Annotated in this window: 11 protein-coding genes and 1 tRNA gene; 4 read left to right on the forward strand and 8 right to left on the reverse strand. The window is 57.8% G+C overall.

The genetic code is table 11. The features are described from left to right. Positions 1 to 133 precede the first annotated feature (133 nt). From CUC44_RS16305 to CUC44_RS16320, 3 genes are all read right to left on the reverse strand, one after another. On the reverse strand, positions 134 to 1,693 hold the full coding sequence (locus CUC44_RS16305; protein ID WP_100860928.1) for an MltF family protein: 1,560 nt from the start codon (positions 1,691 to 1,693) through the stop codon (positions 134 to 136). Positions 1,694 to 1,882: 189 nt separating this feature from the next. After that, the gene (locus tag CUC44_RS16310; RefSeq protein WP_100860929.1) at positions 1,883 to 3,568 is read right to left on the reverse strand and encodes an aspartate:alanine antiporter; all 1,686 of its coding nucleotides are present in this window, start codon (positions 3,566 to 3,568) and stop codon (positions 1,883 to 1,885) included. Positions 3,569 to 4,343: 775 nt separating this feature from the next. Continuing rightward, a tRNA-Asn gene (locus CUC44_RS16320) sits at positions 4,344 to 4,419 on the reverse strand. Positions 4,420 to 4,551: 132 nt separating this feature from the next. On the opposite strand from CUC44_RS16320, the gene uvrB reads away from it, so the two are divergent. The 3 genes from uvrB to CUC44_RS16335 all read left to right on the forward strand — a co-directional run bounded on the left by uvrB (position 4,552) and on the right by CUC44_RS16335 (position 7,645). Further along, positions 4,552 to 6,564 (forward strand): excinuclease ABC subunit UvrB, encoded by a 2,013-nt coding sequence (gene uvrB / locus CUC44_RS16325; protein WP_100860931.1) that lies wholly within the window; start codon positions 4,552 to 4,554, stop codon positions 6,562 to 6,564. Then, complete coding sequence (locus CUC44_RS16330) at positions 6,561 to 6,836, forward strand: YkvA family protein (protein ID WP_100860932.1); 276 nt, start codon at positions 6,561 to 6,563, stop codon at positions 6,834 to 6,836. Before uvrB ends, CUC44_RS16330 begins: the two co-directional genes overlap by 4 nt. 155 nt (positions 6,837 to 6,991) lie before the next feature. Continuing rightward, a complete protein-coding gene (locus CUC44_RS16335) occupies positions 6,992 to 7,645 on the forward strand; it encodes a DedA family protein (RefSeq protein WP_100860933.1) in 654 nt (217 codons plus the stop codon). 206 nt (positions 7,646 to 7,851) lie between these two features. On the opposite strand, the gene dsbB is transcribed toward CUC44_RS16335, so the two are convergent. Both dsbB and nhaB read right to left on the reverse strand, forming a co-directional pair. Then, positions 7,852 to 8,373, reverse strand: coding sequence for a disulfide bond formation protein DsbB (dsbB, locus tag CUC44_RS16340; protein WP_100860934.1), 522 nt, complete (start codon positions 8,371 to 8,373; stop codon positions 7,852 to 7,854). Positions 8,374 to 8,458: 85 nt separating this feature from the next. Further along, a complete protein-coding gene (nhaB, locus tag CUC44_RS16345; RefSeq protein WP_100860935.1) occupies positions 8,459 to 10,033 on the reverse strand; it encodes a Na(+)/H(+) antiporter NhaB in 1,575 nt (524 codons plus the stop codon). Positions 10,034 to 10,913: 880 nt separating this feature from the next. On the opposite strand from nhaB, the gene fadR reads away from it, so the two are divergent. Beyond that, positions 10,914 to 11,627, forward strand: a complete 714-nt coding sequence (fadR, locus tag CUC44_RS16350) for a fatty acid metabolism transcriptional regulator FadR (protein WP_100860936.1) — start codon at positions 10,914 to 10,916, stop codon at positions 11,625 to 11,627. 60 nt (positions 11,628 to 11,687) lie between these two features. Here fadR and CUC44_RS16355 read toward each other — a convergent pair whose 3' ends face one another. The 3 genes from CUC44_RS16355 to CUC44_RS16365 are packed head-to-tail and all read right to left on the reverse strand — an operon-like array spanning position 11,688 to position 16,437. Next, positions 11,688 to 13,208, reverse strand: a complete 1,521-nt coding sequence (locus CUC44_RS16355; RefSeq protein WP_100860937.1) for a SpoVR family protein — start codon at positions 13,206 to 13,208, stop codon at positions 11,688 to 11,690. 10 nt (positions 13,209 to 13,218) lie between these two features. Next, a complete protein-coding gene (locus CUC44_RS16360; RefSeq protein WP_100860938.1) occupies positions 13,219 to 14,490 on the reverse strand; it encodes a YeaH/YhbH family protein in 1,272 nt (423 codons plus the stop codon). A 24-nt stretch (positions 14,491 to 14,514) separates the two neighbouring features. Further along, positions 14,515 to 16,437 (reverse strand): PrkA family serine protein kinase, encoded by a 1,923-nt coding sequence (locus CUC44_RS16365; protein ID WP_100860939.1) that lies wholly within the window; start codon positions 16,435 to 16,437, stop codon positions 14,515 to 14,517. Positions 16,438 to 16,964: the final 527 nt, after the last annotated feature.

A 16,964-nucleotide genomic window follows, 5' to 3' on the forward strand; every position in this document is an offset into this window, starting at 1 on the left:
GTGACGATCTGTGATGCCTAGGGAACGGAGGAAGAAGAAAGGGGCAGAAAAAGTGAAGGAAGAACAAAGAGAGCGGGGCACATCGAAGAGTGCCCCGCTCTCTGCTGACGATAATGGCTGGAAAGCCGCCGTCTCAGGATTTCTCCTTGGTTGCCTTCGTCTCCTCGGCTGGCTTGTCCTGGGCCTTCTTGTTTGTCTCTTCCTGCTGCTTGATGGCGTCTGTGACCTTTTGCTTGAGGGTCAACTGCTCCATCACCAGCTTGTAGGCGATGTAGTACTTGTAGATGTTGCCCACATAGGTGACGGTTTCCGGCCCTATTTTCTCCGCCGCCACGTACTCGACGTTATGGAACCAGACGTTGGGATCCATCCCGCGCTTCTGGGTCTCGGTGCGCAGCCTGGCCACTCTAGCTGGGCCGGCATTGTAGGAGGCAAATGAGAATAGCGCCTTGTCGAGAGGAGTCATGGGCTCGTCGGCATAGTAGTGATCTATCATCCAGCGCATGTATTTGACGCCGCCGTGGATGTTGGGCTCGATCTGGCGGATGTCACCCACCTTCAACCCCTTGCCGGTGGCAGGCATGATCTGCATTATGCCGATGGCGCCGACGTGGCTGCGGGCCTTCTGGTTGAGGGCCGACTCCTGATAGCCCTGGGCCGCCACCAGCAGCCAGTCCACGTCGTATTTCTCGCCGTATTCACGAAACAGCTCGACCACCTGCAGGAACTTCTTGCGCTCGGCGTCGGCGGCGGCACTCTTGACGAACTTGTTTTGCTTGAGATAGCGGGCCAGGATGGCCTCACCGGTCGCCTTGCCCCGCAGGGCCGCTATCTGCTCATTGAGCATGGCGAGCAACTGGGTGCTCTCCTTGCGCACCGCCCAGGCGATCACGCCCCCATCGCGAAACACTGGCTCTTCGTGGATCTGGATAGCGGGGAAGATCTTCTTCCAGAAACGGGCCTTGTGTTCATCCATGACGATGAAGGGCAAGAGACCGGCGTTGACCATCTCCACCAGATCTTCATCCTCCAGTACCTCGGAGGCGGGTTTGATGTCGATGAGGGGCTCACCCGCCGCCTTGCGCGCCTCGTTATAGGCTACCAGGCTCTCGTAGTAGCTGGACGAGGGTCTGACATAGACGCTCTGGCCCCCGAGATCCGCGGCGCTCTCGACCTTGGGGGAGTGGGGGCCCGAGATGAGCAGTTCACGCACGTTCTCAATCAGGGGCGCGCTGAACTCGACTCCCTGCTGCTTGCGCTTGTCGGTGATGGTGAGGTTGGCGGCGGCGATGTCGCCTTTCCCCGCGAGCAGGGCGGGGATCAGGGCTTCGCGAGCGACCGGGATGAAGACGAAGTGCAGCTTGAGGTTGCGCTTGATGGCCTTGTCTTTGCGTAGTTGCTCGTTGAGGCGTTTTTCCACCTGCATGAAGGCGTCGTAGGTGACACCCCGTTGCACGCCCTTATAGATGAAGTAGCCGGTCTTGTTGTAGGTGGTGAGCACCCGGATGGCCCGCCGCTCCAGCATGGCATCGAGATCCCCCAGCATGGGTTTGGAGAGCTCATCGCTGGCGAACATCAGGGCGCTGCGTTCCTCTTCTTCCTTGTCGGTGCTTGTCTGTTTGTCTGCCTCGGCACTCCAGACCGGACTCAGTAAGCAGAACAGCCAGATCATGACAATCCATAAGCGTTTCATAACGTACACCTCACTCGTTTTATAGAGTGTAAGCGGCGCCTCGGGGGCTATTTAGCTTATTGGGTTTGATAGGAAAAGGCCGATAGCACGATTTCCACTATTCAAAAATGGGCAGGAGAGATGCTCTGCTCATATGAAAAAAGGAGCCCGCAGGCTCCTCTTGTAATCACGTGCATCAGCTTGGCTCGGCTAGAACCAGAAGCCGATGATAAAGGAGCCCGCCAGGGTCAGCATGACGTTGGCCACCGCATAGGTGCCCGCATAGCCGAGCGCCGGGATGGAGCTGTTGGCCGCCTCGTTGACCACGTCCATGGCCGGGGCGCAGGTTCGGGCGCCTGTGATGGCCCCGAGCAGCAGGGCCGGGTTCATTTTCAACACCCAAACCCCGAACAGGTAGCCCACCAGTACCGGCAGGGTAGTGACCAGCATGCCGGAGAAGAGCACCACCATACCGACTTCGCTCAGGTGATCCAGGATGCCGCCACCTGCCTTCAACCCTGTGCTTACCATGAAGACGGCGAGGCCGAGATCCTTGGCAAGGCGCAGGGCACCAGGCGGCACATAACCGACTGTGGGGTGGTTGGCTCTGAGATACCCCATCAGGATCCCCGCCAGCAGCAGACCGACGGCGTTGCCGAGACCGAACTCTATCTGGCCGAACACCAGGGAGACTGAGCCTATCAGCAGACCCAGCACGAAGAAGGTGGTGAAAGCCACCAGATCCGTGGTCTGGCTGTGGATGCTGATGAAGCCGATCTTGTTGGCCAGCAGCTTGACCCTCTGCTTCTCGCCGCTGATCTGCAGCACGTCGCCCTTTTGCAGCATGATGTTGCGATCGAACGGCATCTCGATCTGGGAGCGCACCACCCGGTTGAGGAAGCAGCCCTTCTCGGTGAGGTTGAGCTCCACCAGATGGCGACCCACCACAGAGTCGTTCTTCACGACGATCTCTTCGGTGACGATCTGCAAGTCCAGCAGGTTGCGGTCGAACACTTCCTTGCCGTTGCGGTAGTTGACGTCGAGCTTCTCATGGCTCTCCGGATAGCCCACCAGGGCGATCTCGTCCCCTTCCTGAATCACCGCATCCCCATCCGGGCTCGCCAGAATACCGTTGCGACGAATACGCTCGACGTAGCAGCCGGTGTGGGGATAGATACCGGTTTCCCGCAGGGTGCGCCCGCCAATCCAGGCAGCGAGCTCAGGGCCGACCCGGTAGGCGCGGATGATGGGCAGATAGGTCTTGCGGTTCTCGCTATCGGACAGCCCCCGCTCGCGGGCTATCTTCTGGGCCTCGGTGTTCAGATCCAGCCGGGCAAGGGCGGGCAGGTAGCGCACCACCAGCATCAGGCCGACCAGGCCGACCAGATAGGTCAGGGCATAGCCGATGCCCATGTTGTCGAGCACCGCCTGCATGTCGGTCTGATGAGGTAGATTGAGCAGGCCGCTGCGCAGGGCATCCTGCGCCCCCACCAATGCCGGGGTCGAGGTGAGGGAGCCCGCCAGGATCCCGGCCGCCATGCCGGGCCCCAGGTTGAAGAACTTGGCGAGCCCCACGGTAAGCAGCAGGGCGGTCAGCAGGATCACCAGGGTGAGGGTGATGTAGTGAATGCCGTCGCGCAGGAAGACGCTGAAGAAGTGCGGCCCCGCTTCGATTCCCACACAGAAGATGAACAGCATGAAGCCGACATTTTCGGTGGAGGTGGAGAACTGGAAGCCCATCTGGCCGAACAGCAGCGCGGTAAAGAGCACGCCTATGGTGTTGCCAATCTGGAAGTTGCCGAGGCGCACCTTGCCCAGCAGCAGGCCGAAGGCCAGTACCACGAACAGCAGCAGGGAATCGCTTTGATGTAACAGAGTCACGAAATCTATGGTCATGCCCGGAAAAACCGAGGAAAAAAGTGGGGCCGATATTGTGCCGGATCCCTTGGCAAGAGAGAAGCGCCAAAGTGGTCTGACAGACAGTTAACTGCGCTGCCTTCGGTTTGTGCGGGGGGATGAGAGGGGACCGACGGGACAATCGCTCTATTTCCCACTGCCAGTGCCGCTGTCAATTAGTGATTTCTGCTATCCGGTGACACGGGCGTGTCACTCCTGTGGACAATTTATTACCTACTGCTGCGGGCACCATTGGACGTGTTTTTCAGCATTTTCGACTAGGGATCAGAAGAGGGTATCAAGGGAGGCTTTCCCCACGTCGGGACAGGGTGACCCATGGCGCTTGGCATGGCGAAAAAAAGTGTCGAAAGGCCGGCCCTGGATGGTCGCATCCGACCCATTTAGGGGGGAGGGCAAAAACAGCAGAAAATGGGGGGCAGGACGTTTCTCCTTGTCAAAGCGGAGACAATCGCTGCCAACCTAGGCGGCCACTGGCTTTGGCTCACTTACCCACAGAATCTGTGGATAACCCTGTTTATGAAACTTGGCAATCAGGCTGTAGGCCGCGCCAATGCTGGGGTGCAAGCACTGTTCAAAAAATACCGCTAAAAAATTGTTTCTATAAAAATCATATAGTTATACGCAACAGGACAAAACGCTGCTGGTCGGGGAGAGGGGATCAAAAGGGGATGTGGCCGCGAGGGACGGCTTGTGCATTAAAATTGGCAGAGGAAAGCACTAAAGTGGATAACTTGCACCGAGATGGTGAGGAAATTGGCTCCCCCGACTGGACTTGAACCAGTGACATACGGATTAACAGTCCGCCGTTCTACCGACTGAACTACGGGGGAACATCAGGCAAGGAGACGCACTATACAGATCTCGCGTTTGAAGGTCAATAGCCGCTTGGTAGCCAGAGTGGATACCCAGGTCTCCCAACTCGGGGTACACTTCACTCTTGCTGTTTTTTGCCGGGAGTCGTGATGAATAAGCTTTTCAAGCTGGCCAGCCAGTTTCAACCTGCGGGGGATCAGCCAGAGGCGATCGCCCGCCTGCTCGATGGCATCGAGTCCGGGCTCGCCCATCAGACCCTGCTCGGGGTCACCGGCTCGGGCAAGACCTTTACCATGGCCAACGTGATCGCCACCCTCAATCGGCCCACCATGATACTGGCGCCGAACAAGACGCTGGCGGCCCAGCTCTATGGGGAGATGAAGGAGTTCTTCCCCGAGAACTCGGTGGAGTATTTCGTCTCCTACTACGACTACTACCAGCCGGAAGCCTATGTGCCGACCACGGACACCTTCATCGAGAAGGATGCCTCCATCAACGATCACATAGAGCAGATGCGACTGTCGGCCACCAAGGCGCTGCTGGAGCGGCGGGACGTGGTGATCGTCGCCTCCGTATCGGCCATCTATGGTCTGGGGGATCCCCAGGCCTATCTCAGCATGATGCTGCACCTGAAAGTCGGGGACGTGATCAATCAGCGGGACATCTTGCGCCGCCTAGCCGAGCTGCAATACACCCGCAACGACATGGCCTTCCAGCGCGGCACCTTCCGGGTGCGGGGGGAGGTGATCGACATCTACCCCGCCGAATCGGACAAGCTGGCCCTGCGGGTGGAGCTGTTTGACGAGGAGGTGGAGCGCCTCTCCCAGTTCGATCCCCTGACCGGCGCCATCGAGCAGACTGTGGTGCGCTACACCATCTACCCCAAGACCCACTATGCCACTCCGCGTGAGACTATCCTGGGTGCCATCGATCACATCAAGGAAGAGCTCAAGGGGCGCCGCGAGCAGCTACTCTCCCTCAACAAGCTGGTGGAGGAGCAGCGCATCAGTCAGCGAACCCAGTTCGATATCGAGATGATGCAGGAACTGGGCTACTGCTCCGGCATCGAGAACTACAGCCGCTACCTGTCCGGGCGCGCCCCCGGCGAGCCGCCACCCACCCTGTTTGACTACCTGCCGGGGGATGGCCTGCTCATCATCGATGAGTCCCACGTGACCGTGCCCCAGATAGGCGCCATGTTCAAGGGTGACCGCTCTCGTAAAGAAACCCTGGTGGAGTACGGCTTCCGGCTCCCCTCGGCACTGGACAACCGGCCGCTGAAGTTCGACGAATTTGAGGCCCTGATGCCGCAGACTGTGTTTGTCTCGGCGACCCCTGGCCCCTACGAGCTGGAAAAATCCGGCGGCGACGTGGTGCAACAGGTGGTGCGCCCGACCGGTCTGCTGGATCCAGAGATAGAGGTGCGCCCGGTGACCACCCAGGTGGACGATCTGCTCTCCGAGATCCGGCTGCGAGTCGCGGTGGAGGAGCGGGTGCTGGTGACGACCCTGACCAAGCGGATGGCGGAAGACTTGACCGAATACCTGGCGGATCACGATGTGCGGGTGCGCTATTTGCACTCGGACATCGACACCGTCGAGCGGGTGGAGATCATTCGCGACTTGCGGCTCGGTAAATTTGACGTGCTGGTGGGCATCAACCTGCTGCGAGAAGGGCTCGACATGCCGGAGGTGTCCCTGGTGGCCATCCTGGATGCGGATAAAGAGGGCTTCCTGCGCTCCACCCGCTCCCTCATACAGACCATCGGCCGGGCGGCCCGCAACCTCAACGGCAAGGTGATCCTCTACGGAGACACCATCACCAACTCCATGAAGGTGGCCATCGAGGAAACGGAGCGACGCCGCGCCCTGCAGCATGCTCATAACCTGGAGCACGGCATCACGCCCAAGGGCCTCAACAAGTCGGTGGGGGATGTCATGGACATGGGGGGCAGCCGCACGGCTGGCAAACCTGGCAAAGGCAGTCGCAAGGCCGCCGAGCCGCAAGGGGAGTACCATGCCCGCTCCGCCAGCGAGATCGCCAAGGAGATCAAACGAATGGAAGAGCAGATGTTCCAGCACGCCCGGGATCTGGAGTTCGAGCAGGCGGCCGCCATGCGAGATCAGATCCAGCGGCTGCGCAGCGAGTTGATCGAGAGTTGAGCAACAACAAAAAGCCGAGCGGCAAACGCTGGCTCATCTGGCGGCGTCTGCGCCGCCTCTACTTCGGCTTTCGCCATCCCGCCACTCCCTGGTGGGCCAAGGGGCTGGTGATCCTCATCCTGCTCTATGGCATCAGCCCGCTGGATCTTATCCCGGACGTGGTACCGCTGTTTGGCTGGCTCGATGACATCAGCCTGCTGCTGGTACTGATCTGGGGCTGGGAGTCCTGCCTGCCCGCCGAGGTTCGGCGCGGGCTGGATGCGCTGGAATAAGAGAGCACTTTGTCATTAACTTGCCGCCGAGATAGGCCTTTCATCTATGGCCAGAGCCGAGAGCGGGTTTTCTTGAGAGGCGAGGAGGGCCGCGGATTGTGGCGCTCGAGGCATTGGCGTAGACTCCTCGCCGTTCACTTCATGGGTATGAAATAATGGATCTGATCCTGTTTGCGATTGACTTTATTCTGCACGTAGACGTGCATTTGAAAGAGCTGTTTGAAAACTATGGCGTCTGGGTATACGCCATCCTGTTCCTCATCATCTTCTGTGAGACCGGTCTGGTGGTGACTCCCTTCCTGCCCGGGGATTCCCTGCTGTTCGCCGCCGGCGCCTTGACCGTGGGTAGCGCGCTGGACGTGCATACCCTGGCCGCCGTGCTGATCGTGGCCGCTGTGCTCGGCAACGTGGTGAACTACACCATAGGGCACTTCTTCGGGGAGCAGCTGTTCCGCAACCCGGATTCCAAGATCTTCCGCCGCGATTATCTGGTGAAGACCCATGCCTTCTATGCCAAGCATGGTGGCAAGACCATCATCATCACCCGTTTCCTGCCCATAGTGCGTACCTTCGCCCCCTTCGTGGCGGGCATGGGGGCCATGACCTATCCGCGCTTCCTGGCCTTCAACCTGGTGGGCGGGCTGCTGTGGGTGCTCTCCTTCGTCTATGCGGGCCACTTCTTCGGCAACCTGCCGGTGGTGCGCCAGAACTTCACTCTGCTTATCTTCGGCATCATAGGGGTGTCTCTGCTGCCCATGATCATCGGTATGGTGAAAGCCAGGCGCGGCGCGAGCAAGCCCAGCGCATAAGTCAGGATCACATGTATGAAAAGGGAGCCAGTGGCTCCCTTTTTTATGGTCGATCATTGTTATCCGTTGCAGCAATGGCCCTTGACCCGATTGCCGACGGCCGCCGCCACGAACAACAGCAGAGAGGGTGAGGAAGGCGATGGGCTATGACAACAGATGTGAAAAAGGGAGCCAATGGCTCCCTTTTTAGTCATTGGTCATGGGTATCAGTTGCAGCAACGGCCCTTGACCAGGTTGCCAACGGCGACGACCACGAACACCAGCAAGTAGGCGGCGAAGATGGCCACCAGCCACTGTGGCATGGAGAAGCTGAGGAATTGCCAGCTGATCTCGCCGCAGTCGCCATCCGGGAAAAACAACCAGGGGACCCACTGATCCAGCGGCGCCCAGCTCGGGAAGTCGGCATAGGGGCTGCACACATTGAAGGGGGAGGGATTGAGCTGATAATCCACGTGCTGCAACGCCAGTTGCAGGCCGCGGAAGGCGCTGTAACCCCACAGCAGCATGGCACTCCAGCGCAGATACCACTTCTGGGGAGACACCATGCCAAGCAGGCCGGCCGCGATCACTCCCAGGGTGGCGATCCGCTCATAGATGCACATGACGCACGGGCTCAGGCCCAAGATGTGCTGGAAGAAGAGGGCGCACAACTCGAGGAACAGGGCGGAGGCGGCCAGCAGTCCCCAGGCCAGTCGGTGGCTGGCAATACGACGCAGAAACTCGATCATCTGATTGATCTCACAGAGAAAATAGTGGCTGAATTAGAGCAGAGCCGGTGGTAAAAGAAAAGGGCCCTCATGGGCCCTTCCATCATCAATGTGTCGCCGGCACCAGTGCGGGAACCACGTCGCCCTGCAGCAACCAGCCCGCCTGATAGAACCATTCGGTGGCGGGAGCGAGCAACTGCTCCACCGCGAAGAAGCCCACCAGTCCGAGCACCAGGGTGTAGGGCAGCGCCATCCACACCATGCGGCCATACGAGAGGCGCAGCAGGGGCGCCAGCGCCGAGGTCAGCATGAACAGGAAGGCGGCCTGACCGTTGGGGGTGGCGACCGAGGGTAGGTTGGTCCCCGTGTTGATGGCCACCGCCAGCAGATCGAAATGCTCGCGGCTGATGGCGCCATTGAGCAGAGCCGTCTTCACCTCGTTGATGTAGACGGTGCCGACGAAGACGTTGTCACTCACCATGGAGAGCAGGCCGTTCGCCAGGTAGAAGAGCGCGAGCTGATCTTCGGGCTTGGCGGCCAGTACCCACTGGATCACGGGTTTGAACAGCTGCTGATCGATGATCACCGCCACCACGCTGAAGAAGACGGTGAGCAGGGCGGTGAAAGGCAGGGCCTCATGGAAGGCCTTGCCGAGGGCATGCTCCTCGGTGACGCCGGTGAAGGAGGTGGCGAGCACTATGACGGTCAGGCCAATCAGGCCCACGGCCGCCAGATGCAGTGCCAGGCCGGTGATGAGCCAGAGGGCGATCAGCGCCTGCACGATGAGCTTGGCTTTCTCTTGCGGGGAGCGCTGGGCATCTTCATCCCGCTCGTAGGCTTCCATGATGCGGCGTACCGGCTCTGGCAGCTTGGTGCCATAGCCAAACCAGCGGAACTTCTCCACCAGGATGCAAGTCAGCAGACCACAGATGAACACGGGTATGGTCACAGGTGCCATGCGAATGGCGAACTCCCCGAAATGCCAGCCAGCCTGCTCGCCTATGATGAGGTTTTGTGGCTCGCCCACCAGGGTGCAGACGCCCCCGAGCGCAGTACCGATGGCGGCATGCATCATCAGGCTGCGCAGGAAGGCGCGAAACTCGTTCAGGTGCTGGCGAGTCGGCTCGTCGATGTCGTCGTCATCATCGTGCAGGCCGCCGGATTCATCGCTCGATGAGACCTTGTGGTAGATGGCGTAGAAACCGGTGGCGACGCTTATCACCACGGCAATCACGGTCAGTGCATCGAGGAAGGCGGACAAGAAGGCCGACACCAGGCAGAAGGCGAGGGAGAGCAGGGTCTTGGAGTGAATGCGCACCAGCATCTTGGTGAATACATAGAGCAGCAACTGTTTCATGAAGTAGATGCCGGCCACCATGAATACCAGCAGCAGCAGCACTTCGATGTTGGCGACCAGTTCATGTTTGATCTGGTTCGCCGAGGTCATGCCGATAAGCACTGCCTCGATAGCCAGCAGACCGCCGGGTTGCAGCGGGTAGCACTTGAGTGCCATGGCCAGGGTGAAGATGAATTCGACGACCAGCAGCCAGCCGGCCAGGAAAGGATCGAAGTGGAAGACGATCGGGTTGATCAGCAGGAATAAGACGATGGCAATTTTGTACCATTGCGGGGCATTGCCCAAAAAGTTCCTTGCGAAAGCGCGCCCTAGGCTGATTGGCATAATGGTTCTTCTCTGTTCTGTTGTTGATATCTGCGTCTGTGCAGTCGAGTCAAGCTGACCCGAGCATCCGGATATTCACCTTTATCAAATTGATTGCACATGATTTTAATCAAGGGAGCGCTAACTATAAATAACGCTGCGGTGCTTGCCCAGACGTGTGCTCTATTTATCGCCCTAATGGGGTGTTGGTTGGCTCTCTGATGCCGGATCTGACATCCAGGGTGTAACGGGAAACCCATCAATCGACGCCTGCCACCCCTGAGACTCTGCTCTTTTGCCTTGCAAGAGTAGCGTCATCCCTCCACCTGATAGCAAGCCGCCGGCTGCCGCATTCTGCAAACTGGCTAATAAATGGCCACATAGGCTCGTTCTTGTCGGAACTGAGTCGAAAGGCGGTGAGACTCTCACCTTGCTCGCGCCCAGCCGTGATGGTGGTTGATAGACGGGAATCGACGCGATCAGCCTGGTTGCCAGCGAGAGAGGTGACTGGGTTTCATCGGGTTAGCCTCCTTGGGTGTGTAAACGAGAGGCCATGGTATCGCACCCAACCTGGCTGATAATCCGCCTTCCATCCTCAACACTGTCTCGTTTTTCAAAACAATATAGAAAGGGTCGTTTCGTACAACATGGTAATGATTACCTGCCAAGCAGGTGTCGGATGGGATATGGGGGATGGGCCGGGCGGCGTCAAGCCAGTGGTAGCGCTTTCTCATCATGGAGCGAGGGCAGGGGGTAGACGGATGCCAATTGAATAGCAATAAACATATTTTTAACAAAAAGTTCGGGTTTATGTGAGCAGAGGACTGACCTTCTGCTTGCCAGCATGGTCGGCTTTGCTATTATTCGTGAGCCTTTTTACGCACTACAACAGAGTCACTACATGGTCATAAAAGCGCAGAGCCCAGCCGGGTTTGCCGAGGAATACATCATCGAGTCCATCTGGAACAATCGCTTTCCTCCTGGATCCATTCTGCCGGCGGAGCGCGAACTGTCCGAACTGATTGGCGTGACTCGCACCACCTTGCGCGAAGTGCTGCAGCGTCTTGCCCGTGATGGCTGGCTCACCATCCAGCATGGCAAACCGACCAAGGTCAACAATTTCTGGGAAACCTCAGGCCTCAACATCCTGGAAACCCTGGCTCGTCTCGATCAGGACAAGGTACCGGATCTGGTGGCCCAGCTGCTGTCGGCGCGCACCAACATCTGCACCATCTTCATCCGTGGCGCGATCCGCAACAACCCGGAACAGGCCGCCGAGATCCTGCGTGGCGCCGATGGGGTGGAAAACTCCCCGGAAGCCTATGCCGAGTTCGATTATCGTCTGCATCATCAGCTGTCGTTTGCCTCCGGAAATCCTATCTACGCCTTGATCCTCAACGGTTTCAAAGGTTTGTATAGCCGAGTCGGGCGTTATTACTTCTCCGACAAGCAGGCCCGTGAAACGGCTGATGCCTATTACAAAACCCTGCTGGGGTTGGCCGAGACCAAGAATCACGAAGCCGTGTTCATGACGGTACGTCAGTACGGTATCGAGTCGGGTAAACTGTGGACCCGTCTGCGCCAGGATATGCCGAGCAACCTGTGCGATAACTGATTGTATTAAAATAAAAAAACGCGCCAGATGGCGCGTTTTTTTATGCTTAGGGTTTGTCCGTCAGGTCACGCTCTTGCGATCCGGGCAGCGCCCTATGATGTCGGCAGGCAGCTCTCCGTTGTCCTGCTCCAGCACCACGTCAAACCCCCACAGCTGGTGCAGGTGCTTGAGCACCTCGTGGCGCGACTCGCCAAGGGGGATCCGGTTGTGGGGCACATAGCGCAGGGTCAGGGATCTGTCCCCCTTCACCGCCACGTTGTACACCTGAATGTTGGGCTCCAGGTTGCTCAGGTTGTACTGGGCGGACAGGGTATTGCGCACCAGCCGGTAGCCCTCCTCATTGTGGATGGCCGAGACCTTGAGGTAGTTCTTCAGATCGTCGTCGTCGATGGCAAACAGCTTCATGTCCCGCATCACCTTGGGACTCAGGAACTGACTGATGAAGCTCTCGTCCTTGAAGTTCTGCATAGCGAAGTGCAGGGTATCGACCCAGTTGGTACCGGCATAGTCCGGGAACCAGTATCTGTCCTCCTCGGTGGGGTGCTCACAGATGCGCCGCAGGTCGGTGAACATGGCAAACCCCAGGGCATAGGGGTTGATGCCCGAGTAGTAGCGGCTGTTGTAGGGGGGCTGATACACCACGTTGGTGTGGCTGTGCAGCACCTCTATCATGAATCTGTCGCTGATCTTCCCCTCGTCATACAGATGATTGAGGATGGTGTAGTGCCAGAAGGTGGCCCAGCCCTCGTTCATCACCTGGGTCTGCTTCTGCGGGTAGAAGTATTGACTGATTTTCCTCACTATTCGCACTATTTCACGCTGCCATGGCTCGAGCAGAGGCGCATTTTTCTCTATGAAATAGAGGATGTTTTCCTGGGGCTCCGGCGGATAGCGTCTGTCCTCGACGCCGGAGGCCTTGTGCTGCTTGGGCAGAGTGCGCCAGAGCTCGTTGACCTGGGTTTGCAGGTAATCTTCCCGTGCCTTCTGGCGCCGTTTCTCCTCGGCGAGCGAGATCTTCTGGGGCCGTTTGTAGCGATCCACCCCGAAGTTCATCAGGGCGTGACAGGAGTCGATCAGCCGCTCGACCGCGTCTATGCCGTGTTTCTCTTCACACTCCGTGATGTAGTTCTTGGCAAAGAGCAGGTAGTCGATGATGGAGGAGGCGTCGCTCCAGGCCTTGAACAGGTAGTTGTTCTTGAAAAAGGAGTTGTGGCCATAGCAGGCGTGGGCCATCACCAAGGCCTGCATCGGCATGGTGTTCTCCTCCATCAGGTAGGCGATGCAGGGATCCGAGTTGATGACGATCTCGTACGCCAGTCCCATCTGGCCGCGCTTGTAGTTGCGCTCGGTATGGATGAAGCGCTTGCCAAATGACCAGTGCTGGTAGCCGATGGGCATGCCCACGCTGGAGTAGGCATCCATCATCTGCTCGGCTGTGATGACCTCGATTTGGTTGGGGTAGGTATCCAGTCGATAGGATTTGGCGACCCGGGCAATCTCCTGGTGATAGGTTTCCAGCAGATCGAAGTTCCAGTCAGGACCATCGTCCAGCGGCGCTATTTTTCTCGCAGTTTCTACCATGTGTGATCCCTCAAGCCGCTTGCTTCTTGAACAACTCCCGGAAGACCGGATAGATGTCCTCTACCTTGCGAATGTGCTCCATCGCGAAGTGGGGGAACTGGCCGGCCACCGACTCGTATTCGTGCCACAGGGTCTGGTGGGCGCGGGTGGTGATCTCGATATAGGAGTAGTAACGCACTCGCGGCATGATGTCGCGCATCAGGATCTCCCGGCACTGGGGCGAGTCATCCGCCCAGTTATCCCCATCCGAGGCTTGCGCCGCATAGATGTTCCACTGATTGGCGGGGTAACGCTCGTTGATGATGTCGTTCATCATCTTGAGGGCGCTGGAGACTATGGTGCCGCCGGTTTCCTGGGAGTAGAAGAACTCGTGTTCGTCCACCTCTTTGGCCTGGGTGTGATGGCGAATGTAGACCACCTCCACATTCTTGTAGGTGCGGCTCAGGAACAGGTAGAGCAGGATATAGAAGCGTTTGGCCATCTCCTTGGTGGCCTGATCCATTGAGCCCGACACGTCCATCAGGCAGAACATCACCGCCTGGCTCGACGGCACCGGCCGTTTGACGAAGTTGTTGAACTTGAGATCGAAGGTGTCGATGAAGGGGACGGCCTCGATGCGCCGCTTGAGCTCCCTGATTTCCTTCTCAAGCTGTGCCATCTCGGCAAAGTGATCATTGGGCTCACGGGCGAGCAGAGCGAGCCGCTCTTCGAGCTCGCGCAGCAGACGCTTCTTGCCAGCCTGCAAGGCCATGCGTCTTGCCAGCGAGTTTTGCAAGGATCTCACCACGTTGATGTTGGCGGGCACCCCGTTGGAGGTGTAGCCCGCCCGGTAGGTTTTCATCTCCATCAGCTGGTTGAGCTGGGTCTTCTGCAAGCGAGGCAGCTCCAGATCTTCAAACAGCAAGTCCAGATATTCATCCTTGGAGATTTGGAACACAAAGTCGTCGGCCCCCTCTCCCTGATCCGATGCCTGACCCTCGCCACCGCCTTGACCGCTGCCCCCTCCCTTGGGGCGGTCAATCTTGTCGCCGGAGACGAACTGATCGTTGCCGGGGTGCACCATCTCCCGCTTGCCGCCTTGCCCCTGATGAAAATGGGGCTCGCCGATGTCCTTGGTCGGGATGCTGATGCTCTCGCCCTTGTCCACGTCCTGAATGCTGCGCTTGGAGACAGCATCCGAGACCGCTTGTTTGATCTGCTTCTTGTAACGGCGGATGAAGCGCTGCCGATTGACAGCGCTTTTGTTTTTACCGTTGAGCCTGCGGTCGATAAAATGCGCCATAACTCCCCCTTGAACTGATCAGGGTCAGGATGACTTGCGTACCCTGAGGTACCACTCGGAGAGCAGGCGCACCTGTTTGCGGGTGTAACCTTTCTCCATCATCCGTTCGACAAAGTTATCGTGCTTCTTCTGCTCCTCGGCTGAGGTTTTGCTGTTGAAGGAGATAACCGGCAGCAGCTCTTCCGTGTTGGAGAACATTTTCTTCTCGATCACGGTGCGCAGCTTCTCGTAACTGGTCCAGTTGGGGTTACGGCCTGCATTGTTGGCCCGTGCTCGCAGCACGAAGTTGACGATCTCGTTACGGAAATCTTTCGGATTGCTGATCCCCGCCGGTTTTTCGATCTTCTCCAGCTCGCTGTTCAGCGATGCCCTGTCAAACAGCTGACCGGTTTCCGGGTCACGGTACTCCTGATCCTGGATCCAGAAGTCGGCGTAGGTGACGTAGCGATCGAAGATGTTCTGCCCGTATTCCGAGTAGGACTCGAGGTAGGCGGTCTGGATCTCCTTGCCGATGAACTCCACGTAGCGCGGGGTCAGATAGCCCTTGATGAACTCCAGATAGCGATCGTGCAGCTCCTGCGGGAACTGTTCCCGCTCGATTTGCTGCTCCAGCACATAGAAGAGATGGACCGGGTTGGCCGCCACTTCCGCATGATCGAAGTTGAACACCCGGGAGAGGATCTTGAACGCGAAGCGGGTCGACAGGCCATTCATGCCCTCGTCCACACCGGCGTAGTCGCGGTACTCCTGATAGCTCTTGGCCTTGGGATCTGTATCTTTGAGGCTCTCGCCATCATAGACCCGCATCTTGGAGTAGAGGCTGGAGTTTTCTGGCTCTTTCAGGCGAGAGAGGACGGAGAACTGACCCAGCAGCTCCAGGGTACCCGGGGCACACTTGGCATCGGTCAGTTCGCTGTTGAACAGCAGTTTTTCATAGATCTTCACCTCTTCCGAGACTCGCAGGCAGTAGGGCACCTTGACGATGTAGACCCGGTCGAGGAAGGCCTCGTTGTTCTTGTTGTTGCGGAACTGCTGCCACTCGGACTCGTTGGAGTGAGCCAGCAGTATGCCGTCGAAGGGGAGGGCGGAGAGGCCTTCTGTGCCGTTGTAGTTGCCCTCCTGTGTCGCAGTCAGCAAGGGGTGTAGCACCTTGATGGGGGCTTTGAACATCTCCACGAATTCCATCATCCCCTGGTTTGCCTTACAGAGAGCCCCCGAGTAGGAGTAAGCATCGGCATCATCCTGGGCGTAATGCTCCAGCATGCGGATGTCGACCTTGCCGACCAGGGAGGAGATGTCCTGGTTGTTGTCATCGCCGGGCTCCGTCTTGGCGATGGCGATCTGATCCAAAATGGAGGGATTGACCTTCTCCACCTTGAACTTGGTGATGTCGCCGCCAAACTCGTGCAGGCGTTTGGCCGCCCAGGGGGACATGATGGGACGCAGGTAGCGGCGCGGGATGCCGTACTCTTTTTCCAGGATCTCGCCATCTTCCTCGATGTCGAACAGGCAGAAGGGGTGATCGTTGACCGGCGAGCCCTTGATACGATAGATAGGCACCTTCTGCATCAAAGACTTGAGTTTCTCAGCCAAGGAGGACTTGCCGCCGCCGACAGGACCCAGCAGATAGAGGATCTGTTTCTTCTCTTCCAGCCCCTGGGCCGAGTGTTTGAGGTAGGAGACTATCTGTTCGATGGCCTCTTCCATGCCGTAAAAGTCTTTGAAGGCGGGATAGCGTGCGACGACGCGGTTGGAAAACAGGCGGCTGAGGCGCGGATTGACCGAGGTGTCGATCATTTCCGGTTCGCCGATGGCAACCAGCAGTCGTTCGGCGGCGGAGGCGTAGCAGGATTTGTCCTGTTTGCACATATCCAGGAACTCCTGAATGCTGTACTCCTCCTCTCTGGCTTTCTCATACCGCTGTTGATAGTGCTCGAAGATGCCCATAACTTAGCCCTCGGTATAGTCGCTTACCCTGAAAAAGAGTGGATCACTACTTTTGTTCTGTTTACCTCTTAAGCCTAGTCAACAGCCCCCAGTAATCCATCAACATCATTGGTTTAAGTTTGCAAGGGAGCTTCCCGATCCGGTTACGGGAAGAGGCAGCCAGTGATGTCTCTATGTTACTGACTGTTAAATTATTTCTGCCATGACAGTGATGCAAATGTCAAAGACATAAAAAATAAATGTTTGTGTGGCAGACGCAGAAAACCGATGCAGTTTCGTTTTGCGCAGCCCAAGTGCAGGCAGGGCAAGGGCGGGAGAGGACGAAGGGTAAAATGACGTGCCGTTTACGTTAACGTAACGTATGTTGTTTGGTGTTCAAGCTCTAATTTTTACATTGACGCTACATTCTGGCTGCACTAGATTGGCCCTGTGTCGAGCAGTCATCGCTTTAGCAAGAGAGTGGGTGGTTGTGCAGATACTAAGCTCTGTTTAAGCACGTTTCCGTTGGCTTGACCCTCGCATCCGCG

Source organism: Aeromonas lusitana, from assembly GCF_002812985.1.
GTDB classification, from domain to species: Bacteria; Pseudomonadota; Gammaproteobacteria; order Enterobacterales; family Aeromonadaceae; genus Aeromonas; species Aeromonas lusitana.

Bases quoted from the DNA above. Each gene is read 5' to 3' on its own strand.
- CUC44_RS16360 (WP_100860938.1), bottom strand. From the start codon at position 14,490: ATGGCGCATTTTATCGACCGCAGGCTCAACGGTAAAAACAAAAGCGCT.
- uvrB (WP_100860931.1), top strand. From the start codon at position 4,552: ATGAATAAGCTTTTCAAGCTGGCCAGCCAGTTTCAACCTGCGGGGGAT.
- CUC44_RS16335 (WP_100860933.1), top strand. From the start codon at position 6,992: ATGGATCTGATCCTGTTTGCGATTGACTTTATTCTGCACGTAGACGTG.
- CUC44_RS16310 (WP_100860929.1), bottom strand. From the start codon at position 3,568: ATGACCATAGATTTCGTGACTCTGTTACATCAAAGCGATTCCCTGCTG.
- CUC44_RS16365 (WP_100860939.1), bottom strand. From the start codon at position 16,437: ATGGGCATCTTCGAGCACTATCAACAGCGGTATGAGAAAGCCAGAGAG.
- nhaB (WP_100860935.1), bottom strand. From the start codon at position 10,033: ATGCCAATCAGCCTAGGGCGCGCTTTCGCAAGGAACTTTTTGGGCAAT.
- fadR (WP_100860936.1), top strand. From the start codon at position 10,914: ATGGTCATAAAAGCGCAGAGCCCAGCCGGGTTTGCCGAGGAATACATC.
- CUC44_RS16305 (WP_100860928.1), bottom strand. From the start codon at position 1,693: ATGAAACGCTTATGGATTGTCATGATCTGGCTGTTCTGCTTACTGAGT.
- dsbB (WP_100860934.1), bottom strand. From the start codon at position 8,373: ATGATCGAGTTTCTGCGTCGTATTGCCAGCCACCGACTGGCCTGGGGA.
- CUC44_RS16355 (WP_100860937.1), bottom strand. From the start codon at position 13,208: ATGGTAGAAACTGCGAGAAAAATAGCGCCGCTGGACGATGGTCCTGAC.